Consider the following 15763-nt stretch of genomic DNA (forward strand, 5'->3'; position numbering starts at 1 on the left):
TTTCGGGACTGGTGTCCTTGGGCACCGGCCGCGTCGCCGCATCGGCGCGGCCGAACCCCGGGGGCGGCATTGCCGCCCCCGGGGCCGGGACTTTACCAGTAGAAGCCGGGGATCACGCGGACCACGAAGCCGCGGCGCGTATCGACCAACAGCATGTCGTCATAGTGACGCACCCAGCGCTGGTAGCGGCCGGCCGGCGGCAGGCGATAGCGCCAAGGATCGGCGATCACGTAGCGCGAGCCCCAATAGCTGGGGGCGATCCGCACGCCGCTGCGAAAGCGGGTATAGCCGAACGGTGCACGCCAGTTGCCACGGGAGTAGATCGCGCGGTTGCGGCCGCGATAGTCGCGCCAGTCATTATCGCCCCAGCGGCGGTCGCGGTCCCGCAGGTCCTCGCGATACTCGCGATGCGCCTCGCGCACGTCGCGTCGCTCCTCGCGAATGCGGCGGGGGTCGCCGCTGCGATAGGCGCGATTGAGCTCGCGGCGTTCCTCGCGGATATCCTGGCGGTCGCGGCGCAGCTCGCGGTTCGACTGCGCGCTCGCTGCGGTCGGCAGCGCGACCGCGGGCATCGCGACGGCGGCGAGCAGGGCTGCGGTGATGATCTTCTTCATTGGATTCCTCCAGACTCACAGGGCCGGCCAACGCCGGCACCCTGTTCTTCTGGACGGAATTCGCTGAACCGCGCGGGAATGCGCTCGTCAGCCAGCAGAAAGCTTACTGGCCGGCGCCGCCGCCTGGAGCGCCCGCGCCCGGCGCGCCCACCGTGCCGATATTGCCGAACAGGTCGCTGAAGAAGCTGCGCTTGCGACCGAGCGTCGGCGTGGTCTTGCCATAGGTGTCGACCGAGGCGATCAGTTCCTTGTCCATCTTGTCGACGGCCGCGACGTTGCCCGCCGCGTCGAAGCGTACGCGAATCGTGGTCTGCTCACGCACCTTGGGATCGCTGAAGCCGTAGTTGCGGCTGTCGCGCGACACATAATACCATTCGCCCTGGTTGAACTGGCTGGTCAGCGTCGGACGGCCGAGCGTCTGCATCACCGAATCGCGCGTATCCACGCCGGGCTGGACCGAATTGACCAGCTCCTGATCGATCACATAGCCCTGGTGCGTCTTGATCGGCGAGCATGCGGTGCTGCCCAGGGCAACGAGGAGCGCGGCGCAACCGGCCAGGCGAACGGGGAAGGGCATCGAGATCTCCAGGGCAACCAGCACCGGCGCACATTGCATCGCGCGCCATTCGCCTCAATATGCGGCAAAATGCGGCCAAACAAGGTCGCGCCCTGCTTTCACACGGACGAAGATCACCAATGGGACTGCTCAAGCGCCTGTTCGGCGCCCCCGATCGCGGCACCGCGCCGCAGCTCTATGCCGCGATCGTCGCCACCGGCCGCGCCCCGCATTGGTATGCGCAGGGCGACGTCCCCGACACGATCGACGGCCGGTTCGACATGATCGCGGCGGTGCTCGCGTTCATGCTGCTGCGACTCGAGGGTGAGCCCGAGGCCAACGCGCCGAGCACCGCGCTTGCCGAGTGCTTCATCGACGACATGGACGGCCAGCTGCGCGAGCTCGGCGTGGGCGACATCGTCGTAGGCAAGCATATGGGCAAGATGATGGGAATGATCGGCGGACGGCTCGGCGCCTATCGCGAAGGGCTGGCGGGCGACGGGCTGCGCGACGCGCTGGTCCGCAACCTCTATCGCGGCAACGCGCCATCGGACGCGGGGCTGGCGCATGTCGAGACCGAGCTGCGCGCGCTGCGCGACCGGCTCGCCGCGACGCCGACGCCTACGATCCTTGCCGGGGAGCTGCCGCAATGACCCCCGAATTCCCCCGCCCGCACCGGCTCGACCAGATCGGCACGGGCGACACCGAAGTCGAAGTTGAAGCCTCAAGCGAGGAGCGCGCTGCGCTTGCCCGCCGCTTCGAACTCGTCGGCATCGACCGCCTGACCGCGCGCTTCACGCTGCGCCGCGACGCGATCAGCGTATTCGCGAAGGGCCGGCTTTCGGCGGCGGTGACCCAGTCGTGCGGGGTCACCGGCGATTTGCTGCCCGCGACGATCGACGATGACTTCGCGATCCGATTCCTCCCCGAACCCAACGAAACCGAAAGCCATGACGAAGTCGAGCTCGCCGAGGAGGACATGGACACCGTCTTCTACACCGGCAGCGCGCTCGATCTCGGCGAGGCCGCGGCGGAGACCCTGGCGCTCGCCCTCGATCCGTTTCCGCGCAGCCCCAGGGCGGCCGAGTTGCTCAAGGCGGCCGGGGTGATCAGCGAGGAAGATGCCGGGCCGCTGAGCCCGCTTGCCGCCGCGCTACAGGGCAAGCTCGGCAAGAAGTAGCTCCCTTAGTCGCGTTCAGCACGCGCATGATCTGCCGCCGCATTTCCGAGACATCGGCGTTTTCGCCGTTCGCCAGATCACCACTACCGAATCGCGATGGAGCTGGCACGCCAACGTTGAATATGAATATCTCCACTGGCTGGCTCAAATAGGGAGACAGCGTGTCCACGATGACCGCGGAAGCGAATAGCGGGCGAGGGCACCGGGTGCCGATGTAGAACGGCACGAGCAGCTTGAGCGATTCACTCTGAACGAGCTGCGCGCTGTCGTGCCCGGTTATTGCGTCGGTGAGGCTGCCGATCTGTATCTTTGCTCCCCTCACGGGCGGAGCCGTCGATCCGGGCTCGGGGCCGAATATGGCGGAATAGGCAAAGTCGGCCTGTCGCGCCGCGTCCGACCGGTGGTCCGGCGCAGTTAAAGCCGCGGGAGCGAAGAAATAGACGATCACGAATGCCGCCAGCGCACCGCCCGCCCGAATGCCGGTATTCAGCCGAACATGCAGGAACCCCGGAAGAAAGGATGCGAAGCCCGCCGCGGCGAGCGCGAGAATGATCCGGAAGACGGTATATTGGTACGAGGTCGGTTCGGGGAAGAAGATGGCACTTACGGCCACGCCCAGAACGAAGACTACGCCACAGAAAAACGTCAATCCTCTCGTCCAATCGCGCGACATCTCCCTCCGCACGCGAATGAGCTACAGCAGCGCCGATGAACTTCAATCGATTGCATGCGCCAGGCCGGCGCTGGAAGCTGTTTTACTTTGGCGGCCCGGAGGCCTTAGCTGTGGCTTGGCCCGACAGTATCAATCCACCGCCCCGATCCCCCGCGCCAGCATCGCCGCTACCGTCTCGGCGATCGCCTCGGGAGCGGCATCCTCGTCCCACACGCTGTAGCGCAGCCCGAGGAACACGTTCATGCCCATGATCGCCCAGGCATGGACCTCGCTTACGTCGCTGCGCACTTCGCCGCGATCGGCGGCGGCGCGCAGGCGCCTGGCGATGCGATCGGCAGTGGTGGCGTAATGCGCGCGGAAGCTCTCGGGGTCGACGAATTCGGCCTCGTCGATGATCCGGTAGATTTCCTTGTGGGTGCGCGCGAAGCGAATGAACGCGAGCAACGCCGCCTGCTCCGCGGCGATCTGGCCCGGCGCGTCCTTGAGCGCGGGCGCGACATGCTCGCGCACCTGATCGGACATGTCGCGGACCAGCGCGCGGAACACCGCGTCCTTCGAATCGAAATAGGTGTAGAAGCTGCCCAGCGCGACGCCCGCCCGCCGGGTGATCCCGCTGATCGAGCCCTCATGGAAGCCCTTCTCGCCGAATTCCTCGGCCGCCGCGTCGAGGATCGCGCGCAGCGTCTTGCGGCCGCGCGCGGTGCGCGGCTCCTTTCCCGCACTCGCTGCCTCGCTCATGCCCCCGCCCCCCATTCTTCCAAGTTGAAACCCGGTTCAGGTTTCAGTATAGCGTCCGGCAACCGCTTACAACCCGCGCCACGAGACGGGTCGATTCTGGGGAGGAAAATGACCATGTCACGCCTGATTCCGTCTGCCCGCACGATTCTCCAGGCCGGAGCCGCGTTTTTCGCGCTCTCCGCGCTGCCTGCCTTCGCCCAGGACCAAAGCGTCGTCGATGCCGTGCCGACCGAGGAGACGGCGCAGGACAATGGCGAGATCGTCGTCACCGCGCGCCGCCGCGAGGAAAGCCTGATCGACGTGCCGATCTCGATGTCGGTGATCTCGGGCGACGCACTCGCGCGCAGCGGCGCGGCGGACATCACTGCGCTGCAGGACAAGACCCCCAACCTCACGCTCCAGATCGCGCGCGGCTCCAATTCCACCCTGATCGCGTTCAGCCGCGGCGTCGGCCAGCAGGATCCGCTGTGGGGCTTCGAGCCCGGCGTCGCGCTGTATCTCGACGACGTCTATGTCGCCCGACCGCAGGGCGCGGTGCTCGACATCTTCGACGTCGAGCGCGTCGAAGTGCTGCGTGGGCCGCAGGGCACGCTCTATGGCCGCAACACGATCGGCGGCGCGGTCAAGTACGTGACCAAGCGGCTCGGCAACGAATTCCGCGGGGTCGCGCGCGCGTCCTATGGCTCCTACAACCAGCTCGACCTGGTCGGCCAGCTCACCGTGCCGATCGGCGACATCTTCGCGGTCGGCGGCGCAGTCGCGCGTTACAAGCGCGACGGCTTCGGCGAGAACCTGACCACCGGCGCCGAGCATTACGACAAGGACGTCATCGCCGCACGGCTCTCGGCCGAGTTGACGCCGAGCGACAACATCTTCTTCCGCGTCTCCGGCGACCGCATTCTCGACAAGTCGCGTCCGCGCCACGGCACCCGGCTGCTCTCCAACGGCGCCGACCCGCGCTATGCACCGACCGACAGCGTCTACGACACGCGGGCAGGCATCGGCGACGACAACCGCGTCGAGACCAAGGGCATCTCCGCGACCGGCGAGATCGGGCTGACCGATTCGCTCACCTTCAAGACGATCAGCGCTTGGCGCGAGGGCCATACCGACACGCTGATCGACTTCGACAATACCGCGCTGCCGACGCTCGACGTACCTGCGGTGTATGACGACCGCCAGTTCACCCAGGAGCTCCAGCTGCTGTACGAAGGAGACCGCGTTCAGGGCGTCGCGGGCCTCTTCTACCTCAATGGCCGGGCAAGCGGGGCGTTCGATACCGTCGTCGGGCTCGCCAACCTCACTACGCTGACTTCGGGCACGGTCTTCACCAAGAGCTATGCCGCGTTCGGCGACGTCAGCTTCGACCTGACCGAGCAGTTCAAGATCTCGGTCGGCGCGCGCTATACCAAGGACGACAAGACCGGCACCGTCTTCCGCCGCAACTATACCGGCATCCGCAGCCCGGTGTTCGGCAATGCCGCGGCTGTGCCCGGGCTGATCCGCACCGACTATACCAACAGCCGCAGCTTCGAGAAATTCACCCCGCGAGTGAGCCTGAGCTACCAGCCGAACGCCGACCTCAATTTCTATGCGAGCTATGGCAAGGGCTTCAAATCGGGCGGGTTCGACATGCGCGGCGACGCGGTGTTCACCCCGACGACGGTCGATGGCTACGAACCCGAGACGATCGACAGCTGGGAGCTGGGGATGAAGGGCGCGTTCCTCGACCGGACGCTCTTCGTCAACCTCGCCGGCTTCTATTCGAACTACAAGGATCAGCAGGTCACGATCCAGGTGCCGGCGCTACCCAGCGGCATCGCCAGCTTCGTCGATAATGCCGGCAAGGCCGACATCTACGGCATGGAGCTCGAGCTGCGCGCGGTGCCTTCGCGCCATTTCTCGGCGACCGCCTCGTTCGGCTACACCCATGCCGACTATAAGGAGTTCCTGACCTTCATCGGCGGCGGGACCACCCCGGTCGACGTGGCGGACCAGCGCGTGTTCCAGAACACGCCCAAGTTCACCGTCAACGCCTCGGCGACCTGGTCGGCCGATCTCGCCGGCGGCAGTATCGCGCTCACCCCCGCGGTGTCGCTGCGCAGCGACTACAACATGTTCGAGATCCCGACCCCGGCGCTCGACCAGGACGGCTATTTCCTCGTCGATGCCGCGCTCAACTGGACCTCGGGCGACGGGCGCTACCGCGTCGGCGTCGCCGCGCGCAATTTGACCGACGAGCGCTACCGCGTCGGCGGGTACAATTTCCCCGGGGCGCTCACCGGCAATTCGATCATCGGCTATTACGGCCCGCCGCGCACCGTGACCGGCACGGTCGAAGTCCGGTTCTGATCCGGCGATCCGTATTCCCGAGCCGGGCGTCGCATGACGTCCGGCTCGTTTGCTTCTAGGGGAAACCGATGCCCGACGCCGTCCTCCCCAGCCGCCGCTATCGCGGCATCGTCCTCGCGATGCTGCTGCTGGTCTATACCTTCAACTTCCTCGACCGGCAGATCCTGAGCATCCTCGCCCAGCCGGTGAAGAAGGACCTCGGCCTCGACGACGCGCAGCTCGGCATGCTCGGCGGGCTCGCCTTTGCCGCGCTCTATTCGACGCTGGCGATTCCGCTGGCGCTGCTCGCCGACCGGACCAGCCGGACGTGGGTAATCACTGTCTCGCTGGGCGTGTGGAGCGGGTTCACTGCCTTGTGCGGGCTGGCGCAGAATTTCACGCAGATGTTCCTGTTCCGGCTGGGCGTCGGGGTCGGCGAGGCTGGCGGGGTCGCGCCGAGCTATGCGCTGATCTCGGACTATTTCCCGCCCGAGCGGCGCGCCCAGGCGCTCTCGATCTATTCGCTCGGCATCCCGCTCGGCGCCGCGGGCGGCGTGCTGCTCGGCGGCTATATCGCGCAGAATGTCGAGTGGCGGACGGCGTTCATCGTCGTCGGCCTTGCCGGCGTGGTGATCGCGCCGATCTTCAAGCTGGTCGTCAAGGATCGCCCGCGCCCCGCCGCAGCGGTGGACCAGGTGCCAGTGGCGCGGGTGTTCGGCATCCTCGCCGCCAAGCCGGCCTTCTGGCTGATGGCGTTCGGCGCCGCGGCGGGATCGATGTGCGGATACGGGGTGGCCTTCTGGCTGCCGAGCCTGATGCAGCGCAGCTTCGGGCTGAGCCTGATCGAGACCGGCCAGTTCTTCGGCGCGCTGCTGCTCAGCGGCGGCGTCGCTGGCATATTGCTCGGCGGCTGGCTCGGCGACCGGCTGGGCGCGCGTGACCGCCGCTGGTACGCGCTGGCGCCGGCGATCTGCTATGTCGCGGGGACGCCGCTGTTCATCGCCGGGGTGCTGTCGAGCAGCTGGCCGATGGCATTCGCTTTGTTCCTGCTGCCCCAGGCGCTGGTCTATGTCTGGCTCGGCCCGGTGCTCACCGCGGTCCAGCACCTCGTCCCCGCGCATATGCGCGCGACCGCCTCGGCGAGCTTCCTGCTGATCAACAATCTGATCGGGCTGGGGCTGGGCAGCTGGGCAATCGGCTCGCTCTCCAAGGCGCTGACCCCGGCCTATGGCGACGAGGCGCTGCGCTATGCGATCGCTGCGGGGCTGTGCCTGTATGTCGTCGCAGGTGCGCTGATGGCGCTGGCGAGCCGGTTTTTGAAGCGCGGCTGGGTGGACTAGCCTCCTTGGGATACGCCGCGCACGCCCGCCAGAAAGGCTCGGGAGGCGGCGCACAGATTGCCTGCGAAATAACTGTTGGGGACTGCGGAGATCTCGCCCGGGCCGCTGCCGCCGGCCGAAGGCGGCGCGAGCGCGATGAGACGCGGGCCAGATGCCATGCTGCCACCTTTCTCGAACCAGATCAGCCACGTCTTGCCAACGCTGTAGGCGCGCAGGAACCGGGCGCGGGGCGCATCCGAGAAACGGATATTGTCGGTCGATTCGAAATAGTCTCCTGCCTCCGCGATACCCTTGGTGAAGCCGAACTGCCGCTCGACCTCCGCGCTGACATCGCCTGGAAGATCGGTCTTGCGCTCAACCAACTTCGCAGACTGCTCGAAGCTACACGTCGGCAATTCCGGCATTTTCGGGATCGGCGAGGCTTGGAGGACTAGGAACAGCAGCATCGGCACCTCCACAAAGGAACGTCGCCTGCCTACGCGATCACCGCTCGCGCGTCGCGGCGAACTTCACCTTCGAATAGCGATCGGCGATATACCCGACTTCCCAGGCCGACTTGGCGAGGAACACCGGGTTGCCGTCGCGGTCCTTGGCCATCGCGCCGCGGTTGAGCGCTATGAACTCCTCGAGGTCCTTGGGATTCTCCGCCGAGACCCAACGCGCAGTCTCGAACGGCGCGGGCTCGAGCCCGGCGGCGACCTTGTATTCGGCGTCGAGCCGGCTGAGCAGCACTTCGAGCTGGAGCTGGCCGACCACGCCGATGATCCAGTTCGATCCGATCTCGGGATAGAAGACCTGAGTCACCCCCTCCTCGGCCATGTCGTCGAGCGCTTTCCGCAGCTGCTTGGTCTTGGTCGGGTCCTTGAGCTGGACGCGGCGCAGGATTTCGGGGGCGAAATTGGGCAGCCCGGTGAAGCGCACATCGGCGCGCTCGCTCAGCGTGTCGCCGACGCGCAGCGTGCCGTGGTTGGGGATGCCGATGATGTCGCCGGGATAGGCTTCGTCCGCCAGCTCGCGTTCGCGCGCGAAGAACAGGATCGGCGAGTGGATCGCGATCGGCTTGCCATGACCCGACGGCGTGAGCTTCATGCCGCGCTTGAAGGTGCCCGAGCACAGCCGCATGAACGCGATGCGATCGCGGTGGTTGGGGTCCATGTTGGCCTGGACCTTGAACACGAAGCCGGTGACTTCGTCGTGCGTAGGCTCGACCGGCGCGGGCTCGGCAGGCTGCGCGCGCGGCGGCGGGGCGAAGCTGGCGAGCGCCTCGATCAGCGAATCGACGCCGAATTCCTTGAGCGCCGAGCCGAAATAGACGGGGGTCAGGTCGCCGTTGCGATAGGCGACGGGATCGAATTCGGGATAGCCGACTCCGGCAAGCTCGACGTCTTCGCGCAGCTTGGCGAGAGTGTCGGCGCTCAGGATTTCGTCGAGCTGCGGATCGTCGAGCCCGGACGTCTGGATCACCTTGCCCTGGAATTCGCGGCTATTGCCCTCGGGAAGCAGCAGGCGCTTGGTGGCGAGGTCGTAAATGCCTTCGAACCGTCCGCCCATGCCAACCGGCCAGGTCATCGGCGTTACGTCGAGCGCGAGCAGGTTGGCGACTTCGTCGAGGATGTCGAACACCTCGCGGCCTTCGCGATCGACCTTGTTGACGAAGGTGATGATCGGCACGTTGCGCAGGCGGCAGACCTCGAACAGCTTTCGCGTCTGGCTCTCGATGCCCTTGGCGACGTCGATCACCATCACGGCGGAGTCGACCGCGGTCAGCGTACGGTACGTATCCTCGCTGAAGTCTTCGTGGCCCGGCGTGTCGAGCAGGTTGAACGTGATCCCCTCGCGCTCGAAGGTCATCACGCTCGACGTGACCGAGATGCCGCGCTGCTGCTCGATCTTCATCCAGTCCGATCGCGCACGCCGCGCGGCGCCGCGCGCCTTGACCTCGCCGGCCAAGTGGATCGCGCCGCCGAACAGCAGCAGCTTCTCGGTCAGCGTCGTCTTGCCGGCGTCGGGGTGCGAGATGATCGCGAAGGTCCGGCGGTCGTTGGTGTGATCGGAAGGCATCGCGGCGCTCTAGTCGGCGCCGGGCGCGATATCCAGCAGCGAGTGGTAATCGCGCGCACCGTGGAGGATCCGCGCAACATCCACGCTTGCAGCATCTACGCGATAGAAAATCAGATACTTGCCGACGGTTCGGTGCCGCATGTCGCGCCGTCCCTCCACGAGCGGAAAGCGGTTTGGCATTTGCGCGAGGTCCAGCGCCGCGTCGAAAAGCTCTTCGATGAAGGTGGCGGCCCGAACCGGATCCGAAAGCGCGATATGATCGCCTATTGCCCGGAGATCGCTGATCGACAGCGGCGCCAGGATCACCTTCACGCCTCCCTCGGCGGCCAGTTCCTGTAACGGTCGCTTAGCTCTGCGCGAGCCTCTTCGAGCGGGATTCCCAGGCCGGCATCGATTTGTGCAATGCCGGCGTCGAGCGCGGCGTCGAGACGCTTTTGTTGGAACACCCGCATCGCTTCGCGCAAGACTTGGATCGGCGAATCGAAATCACCGCCGCGGATCAATTCCTGCACGGCTTCGTCGAGCGCGGGGTCGAGTTGGATCACCGTCGCCATATACGCAATATCGCGCCGATCGCCGCCACGTTCAACCCGCCAGCGTCACCTGCATGCCGAAGGTCCGCGTCTCGCCCGGTGCGAAGCGGAGGATGCCGGGCTTGTCCCAGATCTCGCCGGTAAAGCCGATCGGGTCGGCGATGCCGTGCCACGGCTCGATGCAGACATAGCGTGCGCCAGGCTTGGTCCAGATGCCGAGCCTGGGCATGCCGACAAAGCCGATCTCGAGCCCCGGCCCCTCGCCGCCGTCATAGCGTAGCGATTGGCTTTCCAGGCTATCCCAGACCAGCGCGTCGCGTTCAAACAGGGCATCGGTAAGCTTGAGCTCGCGACCATCGAGCGGGCTCGGCCAACCCTCGGGCGCGATCCAGCCGCCCCTTACGATCGCCGACAGTTCGGCGGGCTCAGGCCTTTCGAAGACGATGCGGTGGTCGGCGCGCGCCCGGCCATAGGGCAGCGGCCAGGCGAAGGCTGGGTGGAAGCCAAAGCTCGCCGGCATGTCGCGGTCGCCGGTGTTGGTGACGGTGATGTCCATCGCCAGCGTCGCGCCGGCCACCGTGAACGCCGCATCGAGCGCGAAGGCGAAGGGATAGACGGCGCGCGTCGCCTCGTTGTCGGTGAGCCGGAATACCGCGCGGTCGGGCGCCTGCTCGACCAGATCGAACGTCTGGCGCCGCGCTAAGCCGTGCTGCGGCAGCGGATATTCGTTGCCGTCGACTCGATATTTGTCGTCGACCAGCCGCCCGACGATCGGAAACAGCAACGGTGCCCGTCCGGCCCAGAAGGCGGGATCGGCATCGGTCATCAGCTCGCACCCCTTGCCGTCGCGAAGGCTCGACAGCTCGGCGCCAAACGGGTTGATCGCCGCCGTCAGCCGGTCCGATGCAATTTCGATCATAGCGTTTCCTGCGTTGCGTCAGCATGCGATATGGCGCCGCCGCCACCTGGACAACCGATCAATGCACGTCGAAGTCGAGACATTCCTCGCCGCACTGCCGCCTGAAAAGCGGGCGCTCACCGATCGGCTGCGCGCGCTACTCCATGCCGCGGCGCCGGGACTGGAGGAGCGCATCAAGTGGAACGCTCCGAGCTTCGGCGACCGAGTGACACTCAACTATGCACCGAAAGGCGGGATGCGCGTGATCCTCCATCGAGGCGCGAAACCGCACGATCTCGCCGGCTTCGCCTTCGCAGATGCCGGTGGTACGGCGTGCTGGCCTTCGCCCGATCGCGGGGTCGTGGCCATACGGGACCTTGCCGATCTCGAAGCCAAGGCGGACGCGCTCGTCGCGCTGGTCGGCGACTGGATCCCTGCGACCCGCTGAGATCAACCCTCGCGATGGACGAGGAAGGGCGACCAGGCCTGGTTGACCGGCATCAGCTCGAGCGCATTGATGTTGAGGTGCGGCGGCTGCTGCGCGACCCACAGCATCGTCGCGGCGATGTCCTCGGCGGTCATCGGGTTCACCCCTCCATAGAGCTGGTCCGAGGTTTCCCGGCTGCCGGTGCGCACCAGCGTGAACTCGGTCTCGACCATCCCAGGCTCGATCGAGCAGACGCGCACCCCGGAGCCGATCAGATCCGACCGGAGATTGAGGCTGAACTGGCGGACGAACGCCTTGGTCGCGCCGTACACATTGCCGCCGGGATAGGGATAGTTCGCCGCCACCGACGACAGGTTGATGATCGCACCCTTGCGCGCGACCAGCGCGGGCAGGAGCTTGTGGGTAATCGAAACCAGCGAGGCGATGTTGGTGTCGATCATCGTGGTCCAGTTGGACAGCTTTGCCGCCTGCGCCGGCTCGAGCCCCAGCGCGAGCCCGGCATTGTTGATCAGCAAGTCGATGTCGCGAAACGCCTCGGGCAGACCATCGAGCGCGGCGTCGCGCGCCGCTTCGTCGCGGATGTCGAATTCCAGCGTGTGAAGCGCCTCGCCGAGTTCGTCCTTCAGCGCCGCCAGCCGATCGGCGCGCCGCCCGGTGCCGATCACCTTCCAGCCCGCACCGACGAATGCGCGCGCCGCCGCCTCGCCGATGCCTGCGGTCACGCCGGTGATGAGTGCGGTGGGCATGCCAATCCTCCAACGTCACCCCGGACTCGTTCCGGGGCCACCGAGCCTCACGCGAGAAGCAGGAGCCTCGAGTTCAGCCCTTGCCGCTTGGTGGACCCCGGCACAAGCCTGTCCTGCAGGCAGTCGAAGGGGCCGGGGTGACGGAGGGCTAGCCCCGCAGGTTCGCGCCGAGCTTGCCCGCAGCCGCGACGACCTTGTCGGCGACCGCCTTCAACTCCGCATCGGTAAAGCTCTTCTCGCCGGGCTGGAGCGTGACTTCCACTGCCAGCGACTTCTGCCCCTCGGGCACGCCGGTGCCGGTGAAGACGTCGAACAGCCGCGCATCGACGATCACGCCCTTGTCGGCCCCCTTCACCGCGCGGACAAGGTCCCCCGCTGCAAGGTCCGCCGGCACGAGGAAGGCGAAGTCGCGCGTCACTGCCTGGAGCGCCGGGGGCGTGTATACCGGGCGCATGAAGCCCGCCCCGCGCTTGGCGGGAAGCGCGTCGAGATAGATTTCCACCGCGGCGACCTCGCCGTCGAGGTCGAACGCCTTGAGCACGCCGGGATGGACCATACCGAACGCCGCCAGCACGGTCTTGGGCCCGAGGCGCAGCGTCGCCGACTGGCCGGGATGATAGACCTCGCCCGCTTCCCCCATGACCTGCAAGTTGGCAACCGGCGCGCCGGCGGCTTCGAGCAGCGCCAGCGCCTCGGCCTTGGCGTCGAACGCGCCGAAGCGCTGGCCCTTGCCGCTTTGCCAGCCGCGCGGCGCGCGGTCGCCCGCGAGCACCACGCCGAGCGTCAGCCGTTCCTTGTCGGCCAAATAGCGCCGGCCGATCTCGAACAGGCGGACGCCGCTGGCGCCGCGCTTGAGGTTGCGCTCGGCCGCGGCAAGCAGCCCAGGGAGCAGCGAAGGCCGCATGACCTTCATGTCCTCGCTGATCGGGTTGGCGAGGATCCAGGCCCCGCCACCGAACGGCGCAGCCTCGGCCTCGGAAATGAAGCTCCAGGTCACCGCTTCGTGCAGGCCGCGCGCCGCGGCGGTGCGGCGCAGGCGGCGTTCCAGCTTCTGCTCCGGTGTCGCGGTCGGCACGGCGACGCCGGGTGCGCGATCGAGCGGAGTCGAGGGGACGTTGTCGATGCCTTCGATGCGGATGACTTCCTCGACCAGATCGGCCGGACCGTCCACGTCGCGACGCCAGCTCGGCGCAGTGACCCGCAGGTCTTCGAAGCGCGAAAGATCGGTCGGATCGCCATTGGCATCGAGCGCCTCTACGGTGAAGCCAAGGCTTTCGAGGATTTGCTTCTGCCGCTCGACCGGGATCGCGAGCCCGCCCAGCGTTTCGGCGAGCGCAGGATCATAGGCCGTGGTGATGCCAACCTGCGGGACCGTCCCGGCACGGGTGACTTCGCTGGCGCTGCCGCCGCAAAGGTCGACGACGTAGCGCGCCGCGATCGCGATGCCGTCCTCCAGGAACGCCGGATCGACCCCGCGCTCGAAGCGCGCGCGCGCGTCGCTGGTCAGATTGAGCTTCTGGCCGGTGCGGGCGATAGCCTCGGGATCGAAGAACGCGCATTCGATCACGACGTCGGTCGTCGTCTCGGACACGCCGGTATCCTCGCCGCCCATGATCCCGCCGATATCGTGGACGCCGGTATCGTCGGCGATCACGGTGACGGTCTCGTCGAGCGTGTAGGTTTTCTCGTTGAGCGCGAGCATCTGCTCGCCGGGCTTTGCCTTGCGCACGACCAGTGCGCCCGACAGCTTGGCCTTGTCATAGACGTGCAGCGGGCGGCCGAGATCGATCATCACATAGTTGGTGATGTCGACGAGCGCCGAGATCGGGCGCTGGCCGATCGCCTTGAGGCGGCGCTGCATCCACTCGGGCGACGCGCCGTTGGTCACGCCGCTGACGGTCTGGCCGAAATAGGCCGGGCAGCCCTCGGGTGCCTCGATCCGCACGTCGGGCCCGGCGCCGCTGGTGGGCACCGGGTCGATCGCCAGCGGCTTGAGCGCGCCGAGGCCAGCCGCGGCGAGATCGCGCGCGATGCCGCGCACGCCCATGCAGTCCTGGCGGTTGGGGGTGATCGAGACGTCGAACACCGGGTCGTTGAGATCGGCATAGTCGGCGAAGGCGGTGCCGACCGGCGCGTCGCCGGGCAGCTCGATGATGCCGTCATGATCCTCGCCGAGCTCCAATTCGCGCGTCGAGCACATCATGCCGTTCGATTCGACTCCGCGCACCGCGGCGACCTTGAGCTGCATACCGTTGACCGGGACCACCGCGCCGGGGAGCCCGAGCACGCCGACCAGGCCAGCGCGCGCATTGGGTGCGCCGCACACGACGGTGAGCGGATCGCTCTCGCCGGTATCGACGGTGAGCACCTGGAGCTTGTCCGCCTGCGGATGCCGCTCGGCGGTGAGCACCTTGGCGACGCGGAACCCGGCAAGCTTCTCGCCCGGATTCTCGACGCCCTCGACTTCGAGTCCGATGCGCGTGAGTCCAGCCTCGATCGCTGCAACCGAAGCGTCGGTATCGAGATGCGCCTTGAGCCAGTTGAGCGTGAACTTCATGCGCCCACTCCCCCGCTCAGCGTGGGCATTTCGAATGCCGAGAAGCCGTAATGCTTGAGCCAGCGGGCATCGCCGTCGAAGAACGCACGCAAGTCATCCATTCCGTATTTGAGCATCGCCAGCCGATCGATCCCGCAACCGAAGGCGAAGCCCTGCCACTGATCGGGATCGTAGCCGCCGGCCTCGATCACCTTGCGGTGGACCATGCCGCTGCCCAGCACTTCCATCCAGCCTTCGGAGCCGCCGATGACGCGCTTGCCGCCCACCACCGAGAAGCCGACATCGACTTCGGCGCTCGGCTCGGTGAACGGGAAATAGCTCGGCCGCAGCCGCAGCACGATGTCGTCGCGCTCGAAGAACGCCTTGAGGAAGGTCTCGAGCGTCCATTTGAGGTGGCCGAGGGTGATGCCCTTGTCGATCACCAGCCCTTCGACCTGGTGGAACATCGGGGTGTGCGTCGCATCCGAGTCCGAACGATAGGTGCGCCCGGGCGCGATGATTCGAATCGGCTGGTTACCGCCGGCCGCCTTCATCGCGCGGATCTGCACCGGCGAGGTGTGCGTGCGCAGCACCATCGGCTTCTCATGCTCGCCAGCCAGATAGAAGGTGTCGTGCATCGCGCGCGCCGGATGCGTCTCCGGAATGTTGAGCGCGGTGAAATTGTGCCAGTCGTCCTCGATCTCGGGACCGGTGGCGACCGCGAAGCCGAGATCGGCGAAGATCTCCGCCAGTTCGTCCATCACCTGGGCAACCGGATGCACGCTGCCCGGCGCGACGCCATCGACCGGCAGGGTCATGTCGAGCGTCTCGCTCGCCAGCCGCGCGTCGAGCGCCAGCCGCTCGAGCGACGCCTTGCGCTCAGCCAGCGCCGCGGTCACCGCCTCGCGCAGCCCGTGGATGCGCGGGCCCTGTTCCTGGCGTTCCTCGGGACTCATCCCGCCCAGCGTCTTGAGCAGCCCGGTGATCGCGCCCTGCTTGCCGAGCGCATGGACGCGCAGCGCCTCGAGCGCGTCGAGCCCCGCCGCGGCGTCGATCGAGGCGAGCAGGTCGCTGCGCAATTGTTCGAGATCGGTGGTCATGGAATTCCG

At 66.9% G+C, this 15763-nt stretch carries 17 protein-coding genes; 5 read left to right on the forward strand and 12 right to left on the reverse strand.

The genetic code is table 11. The features are described 5' to 3' along the window. Nucleotides 1–92 precede the first annotated feature (92 nt). Both RZN05_RS15370 and RZN05_RS15375 read right to left on the reverse strand, forming a co-directional pair. A complete protein-coding gene (locus RZN05_RS15370; RefSeq protein ID WP_317227445.1) occupies nt 93–614 on the reverse strand; it encodes an RcnB family protein in 522 nt (173 codons plus the stop codon). 103 nt (nt 615–717) lie between these two features. After that, nucleotides 718–1191, reverse strand: coding sequence for an outer membrane protein assembly factor BamE (locus RZN05_RS15375; protein ID WP_317227643.1), 474 nt, complete (start codon nt 1189–1191; stop codon nt 718–720). Between the two features lie 119 nt (nt 1192–1310). Between RZN05_RS15375 and RZN05_RS15380 the strand changes: the two genes are divergently transcribed. Next, nucleotides 1311–1823, forward strand: coding sequence for a ubiquinol-cytochrome C chaperone family protein (locus RZN05_RS15380; protein ID WP_317227446.1), 513 nt, complete (start codon nt 1311–1313; stop codon nt 1821–1823). Then, entirely contained in the window at nt 1820–2350 is a 531-nt protein-coding gene (locus tag RZN05_RS15385; protein WP_317227447.1) for a YceD family protein, read from the forward strand. Before RZN05_RS15380 ends, RZN05_RS15385 begins: the two co-directional genes overlap by 4 nt. Here the strand turns inward: RZN05_RS15385 and RZN05_RS15390 are convergent. Together RZN05_RS15390 and RZN05_RS15395 are read right to left on the reverse strand one after the other, a co-directional pair. Beyond that, nucleotides 2280–2963 (reverse strand): hypothetical protein, encoded by a 684-nt coding sequence (locus tag RZN05_RS15390; RefSeq protein WP_317227448.1) that lies wholly within the window; start codon nt 2961–2963, stop codon nt 2280–2282. The two genes, RZN05_RS15385 and RZN05_RS15390, sit on opposite strands and share 71 nt — an antisense overlap. Nucleotides 2964–3152: 189 nt before the next feature. Further along, nucleotides 3153–3761: a TetR/AcrR family transcriptional regulator gene (locus RZN05_RS15395; protein WP_317227449.1), complete on the reverse strand. Its 609-nt coding sequence runs from the start codon at nt 3759–3761 to the stop codon at nt 3153–3155. Between the two features lie 114 nt (nt 3762–3875). On the opposite strand from RZN05_RS15395, the gene RZN05_RS15400 reads away from it, so the two are divergent. Together RZN05_RS15400 and RZN05_RS15405 are read left to right on the forward strand one after the other, a co-directional pair. Then, the gene (locus RZN05_RS15400; RefSeq protein ID WP_317227450.1) at nt 3876–6113 is read left to right on the forward strand and encodes a TonB-dependent receptor; all 2238 of its coding nucleotides are present in this window, start codon (nt 3876–3878) and stop codon (nt 6111–6113) included. A 68-nt stretch (nt 6114–6181) separates the two neighbouring features. Continuing rightward, a complete protein-coding gene (locus RZN05_RS15405) occupies nt 6182–7432 on the forward strand; it encodes a spinster family MFS transporter (RefSeq protein WP_317227451.1) in 1251 nt (416 codons plus the stop codon). On the opposite strand, the gene RZN05_RS15410 is transcribed toward RZN05_RS15405, so the two are convergent. From RZN05_RS15410 to RZN05_RS15430, 5 genes are read right to left on the reverse strand one after another with little or no spacing between them, the layout of a single operon-like run. Then, complete coding sequence (locus tag RZN05_RS15410) at nt 7429–7878, reverse strand: hypothetical protein (protein WP_317227452.1); 450 nt, start codon at nt 7876–7878, stop codon at nt 7429–7431. The two genes, RZN05_RS15405 and RZN05_RS15410, sit on opposite strands and share 4 nt — an antisense overlap. A 37-nt stretch (nt 7879–7915) precedes the next feature. Further along, a complete protein-coding gene (locus tag RZN05_RS15415; RefSeq protein ID WP_317227453.1) occupies nt 7916–9493 on the reverse strand; it encodes a peptide chain release factor 3 in 1578 nt (525 codons plus the stop codon). A gap of 9 nt (nt 9494–9502) precedes the next feature. Continuing rightward, nucleotides 9503–9805 (reverse strand): type II toxin-antitoxin system RelE/ParE family toxin, encoded by a 303-nt coding sequence (locus tag RZN05_RS15420; RefSeq protein ID WP_317227454.1) that lies wholly within the window; start codon nt 9803–9805, stop codon nt 9503–9505. Beyond that, entirely contained in the window at nt 9802–10047 is a 246-nt protein-coding gene (locus tag RZN05_RS15425) for a hypothetical protein (protein WP_317227455.1), read from the reverse strand. Before RZN05_RS15425 ends, RZN05_RS15420 begins: the two co-directional genes overlap by 4 nt. A gap of 31 nt (nt 10048–10078) precedes the next feature. Next, on the reverse strand, nt 10079–10945 hold the full coding sequence (locus RZN05_RS15430) for an aldose 1-epimerase family protein (protein ID WP_317227456.1): 867 nt from the start codon (nt 10943–10945) through the stop codon (nt 10079–10081). A 61-nt stretch (nt 10946–11006) separates the two neighbouring features. On the opposite strand from RZN05_RS15430, the gene RZN05_RS15435 reads away from it, so the two are divergent. After that, nucleotides 11007–11372, forward strand: a complete 366-nt coding sequence (locus RZN05_RS15435) for a DUF1801 domain-containing protein (protein WP_317227457.1) — start codon at nt 11007–11009, stop codon at nt 11370–11372. Between the two features lie 2 nt (nt 11373–11374). Here RZN05_RS15435 and RZN05_RS15440 read toward each other — a convergent pair whose 3' ends face one another. The 3 genes from RZN05_RS15440 to pheS all read right to left on the reverse strand — a co-directional run bounded on the left by RZN05_RS15440 (nt 11375) and on the right by pheS (nt 15754). Then, on the reverse strand, nt 11375–12118 hold the full coding sequence (locus tag RZN05_RS15440) for an SDR family NAD(P)-dependent oxidoreductase (RefSeq protein ID WP_317227458.1): 744 nt from the start codon (nt 12116–12118) through the stop codon (nt 11375–11377). Nucleotides 12119–12266: 148 nt separating this feature from the next. Then, on the reverse strand, nt 12267–14675 hold the full coding sequence (gene pheT / locus RZN05_RS15445; protein WP_317227459.1) for a phenylalanine--tRNA ligase subunit beta: 2409 nt from the start codon (nt 14673–14675) through the stop codon (nt 12267–12269). Further along, nucleotides 14672–15754, reverse strand: coding sequence for a phenylalanine--tRNA ligase subunit alpha (gene pheS / locus RZN05_RS15450; protein WP_317227460.1), 1083 nt, complete (start codon nt 15752–15754; stop codon nt 14672–14674). Before pheS ends, pheT begins: the two co-directional genes overlap by 4 nt. Nucleotides 15755–15763: the final 9 nt, after the last annotated feature.

This window comes from Sphingomonas sp. HF-S4, assembly GCF_032911445.1.
In the GTDB taxonomy this organism is placed as follows: Bacteria; Pseudomonadota; Alphaproteobacteria; order Sphingomonadales; family Sphingomonadaceae; genus Sphingomonas; species Sphingomonas agrestis.

Bases quoted from the DNA above. Each gene is read 5' to 3' on its own strand.
- RZN05_RS15415 (WP_317227453.1), bottom strand. From the start codon at position 9,493: ATGCCTTCCGATCACACCAACGACCGCCGGACCTTCGCGATCATCTCG.
- pheT (WP_317227459.1), bottom strand. From the start codon at position 14,675: ATGAAGTTCACGCTCAACTGGCTCAAGGCGCATCTCGATACCGACGCT.
- RZN05_RS15410 (WP_317227452.1), bottom strand. From the start codon at position 7,878: ATGCTGCTGTTCCTAGTCCTCCAAGCCTCGCCGATCCCGAAAATGCCG.
- RZN05_RS15405 (WP_317227451.1), top strand. From the start codon at position 6,182: ATGCCCGACGCCGTCCTCCCCAGCCGCCGCTATCGCGGCATCGTCCTC.
- RZN05_RS15435 (WP_317227457.1), top strand. From the start codon at position 11,007: ATGCACGTCGAAGTCGAGACATTCCTCGCCGCACTGCCGCCTGAAAAG.
- RZN05_RS15370 (WP_317227445.1), bottom strand. From the start codon at position 614: ATGAAGAAGATCATCACCGCAGCCCTGCTCGCCGCCGTCGCGATGCCC.
- RZN05_RS15395 (WP_317227449.1), bottom strand. From the start codon at position 3,761: ATGAGCGAGGCAGCGAGTGCGGGAAAGGAGCCGCGCACCGCGCGCGGC.
- pheS (WP_317227460.1), bottom strand. From the start codon at position 15,754: ATGACCACCGATCTCGAACAATTGCGCAGCGACCTGCTCGCCTCGATC.
- RZN05_RS15430 (WP_317227456.1), bottom strand. From the start codon at position 10,945: ATGATCGAAATTGCATCGGACCGGCTGACGGCGGCGATCAACCCGTTT.
- RZN05_RS15380 (WP_317227446.1), top strand. From the start codon at position 1,311: ATGGGACTGCTCAAGCGCCTGTTCGGCGCCCCCGATCGCGGCACCGCG.
- RZN05_RS15440 (WP_317227458.1), bottom strand. From the start codon at position 12,118: ATGCCCACCGCACTCATCACCGGCGTGACCGCAGGCATCGGCGAGGCG.
- RZN05_RS15375 (WP_317227643.1), bottom strand. From the start codon at position 1,191: ATGCCCTTCCCCGTTCGCCTGGCCGGTTGCGCCGCGCTCCTCGTTGCC.
- RZN05_RS15400 (WP_317227450.1), top strand. From the start codon at position 3,876: ATGTCACGCCTGATTCCGTCTGCCCGCACGATTCTCCAGGCCGGAGCC.
- RZN05_RS15425 (WP_317227455.1), bottom strand. From the start codon at position 10,047: ATGGCGACGGTGATCCAACTCGACCCCGCGCTCGACGAAGCCGTGCAG.
- RZN05_RS15385 (WP_317227447.1), top strand. From the start codon at position 1,820: ATGACCCCCGAATTCCCCCGCCCGCACCGGCTCGACCAGATCGGCACG.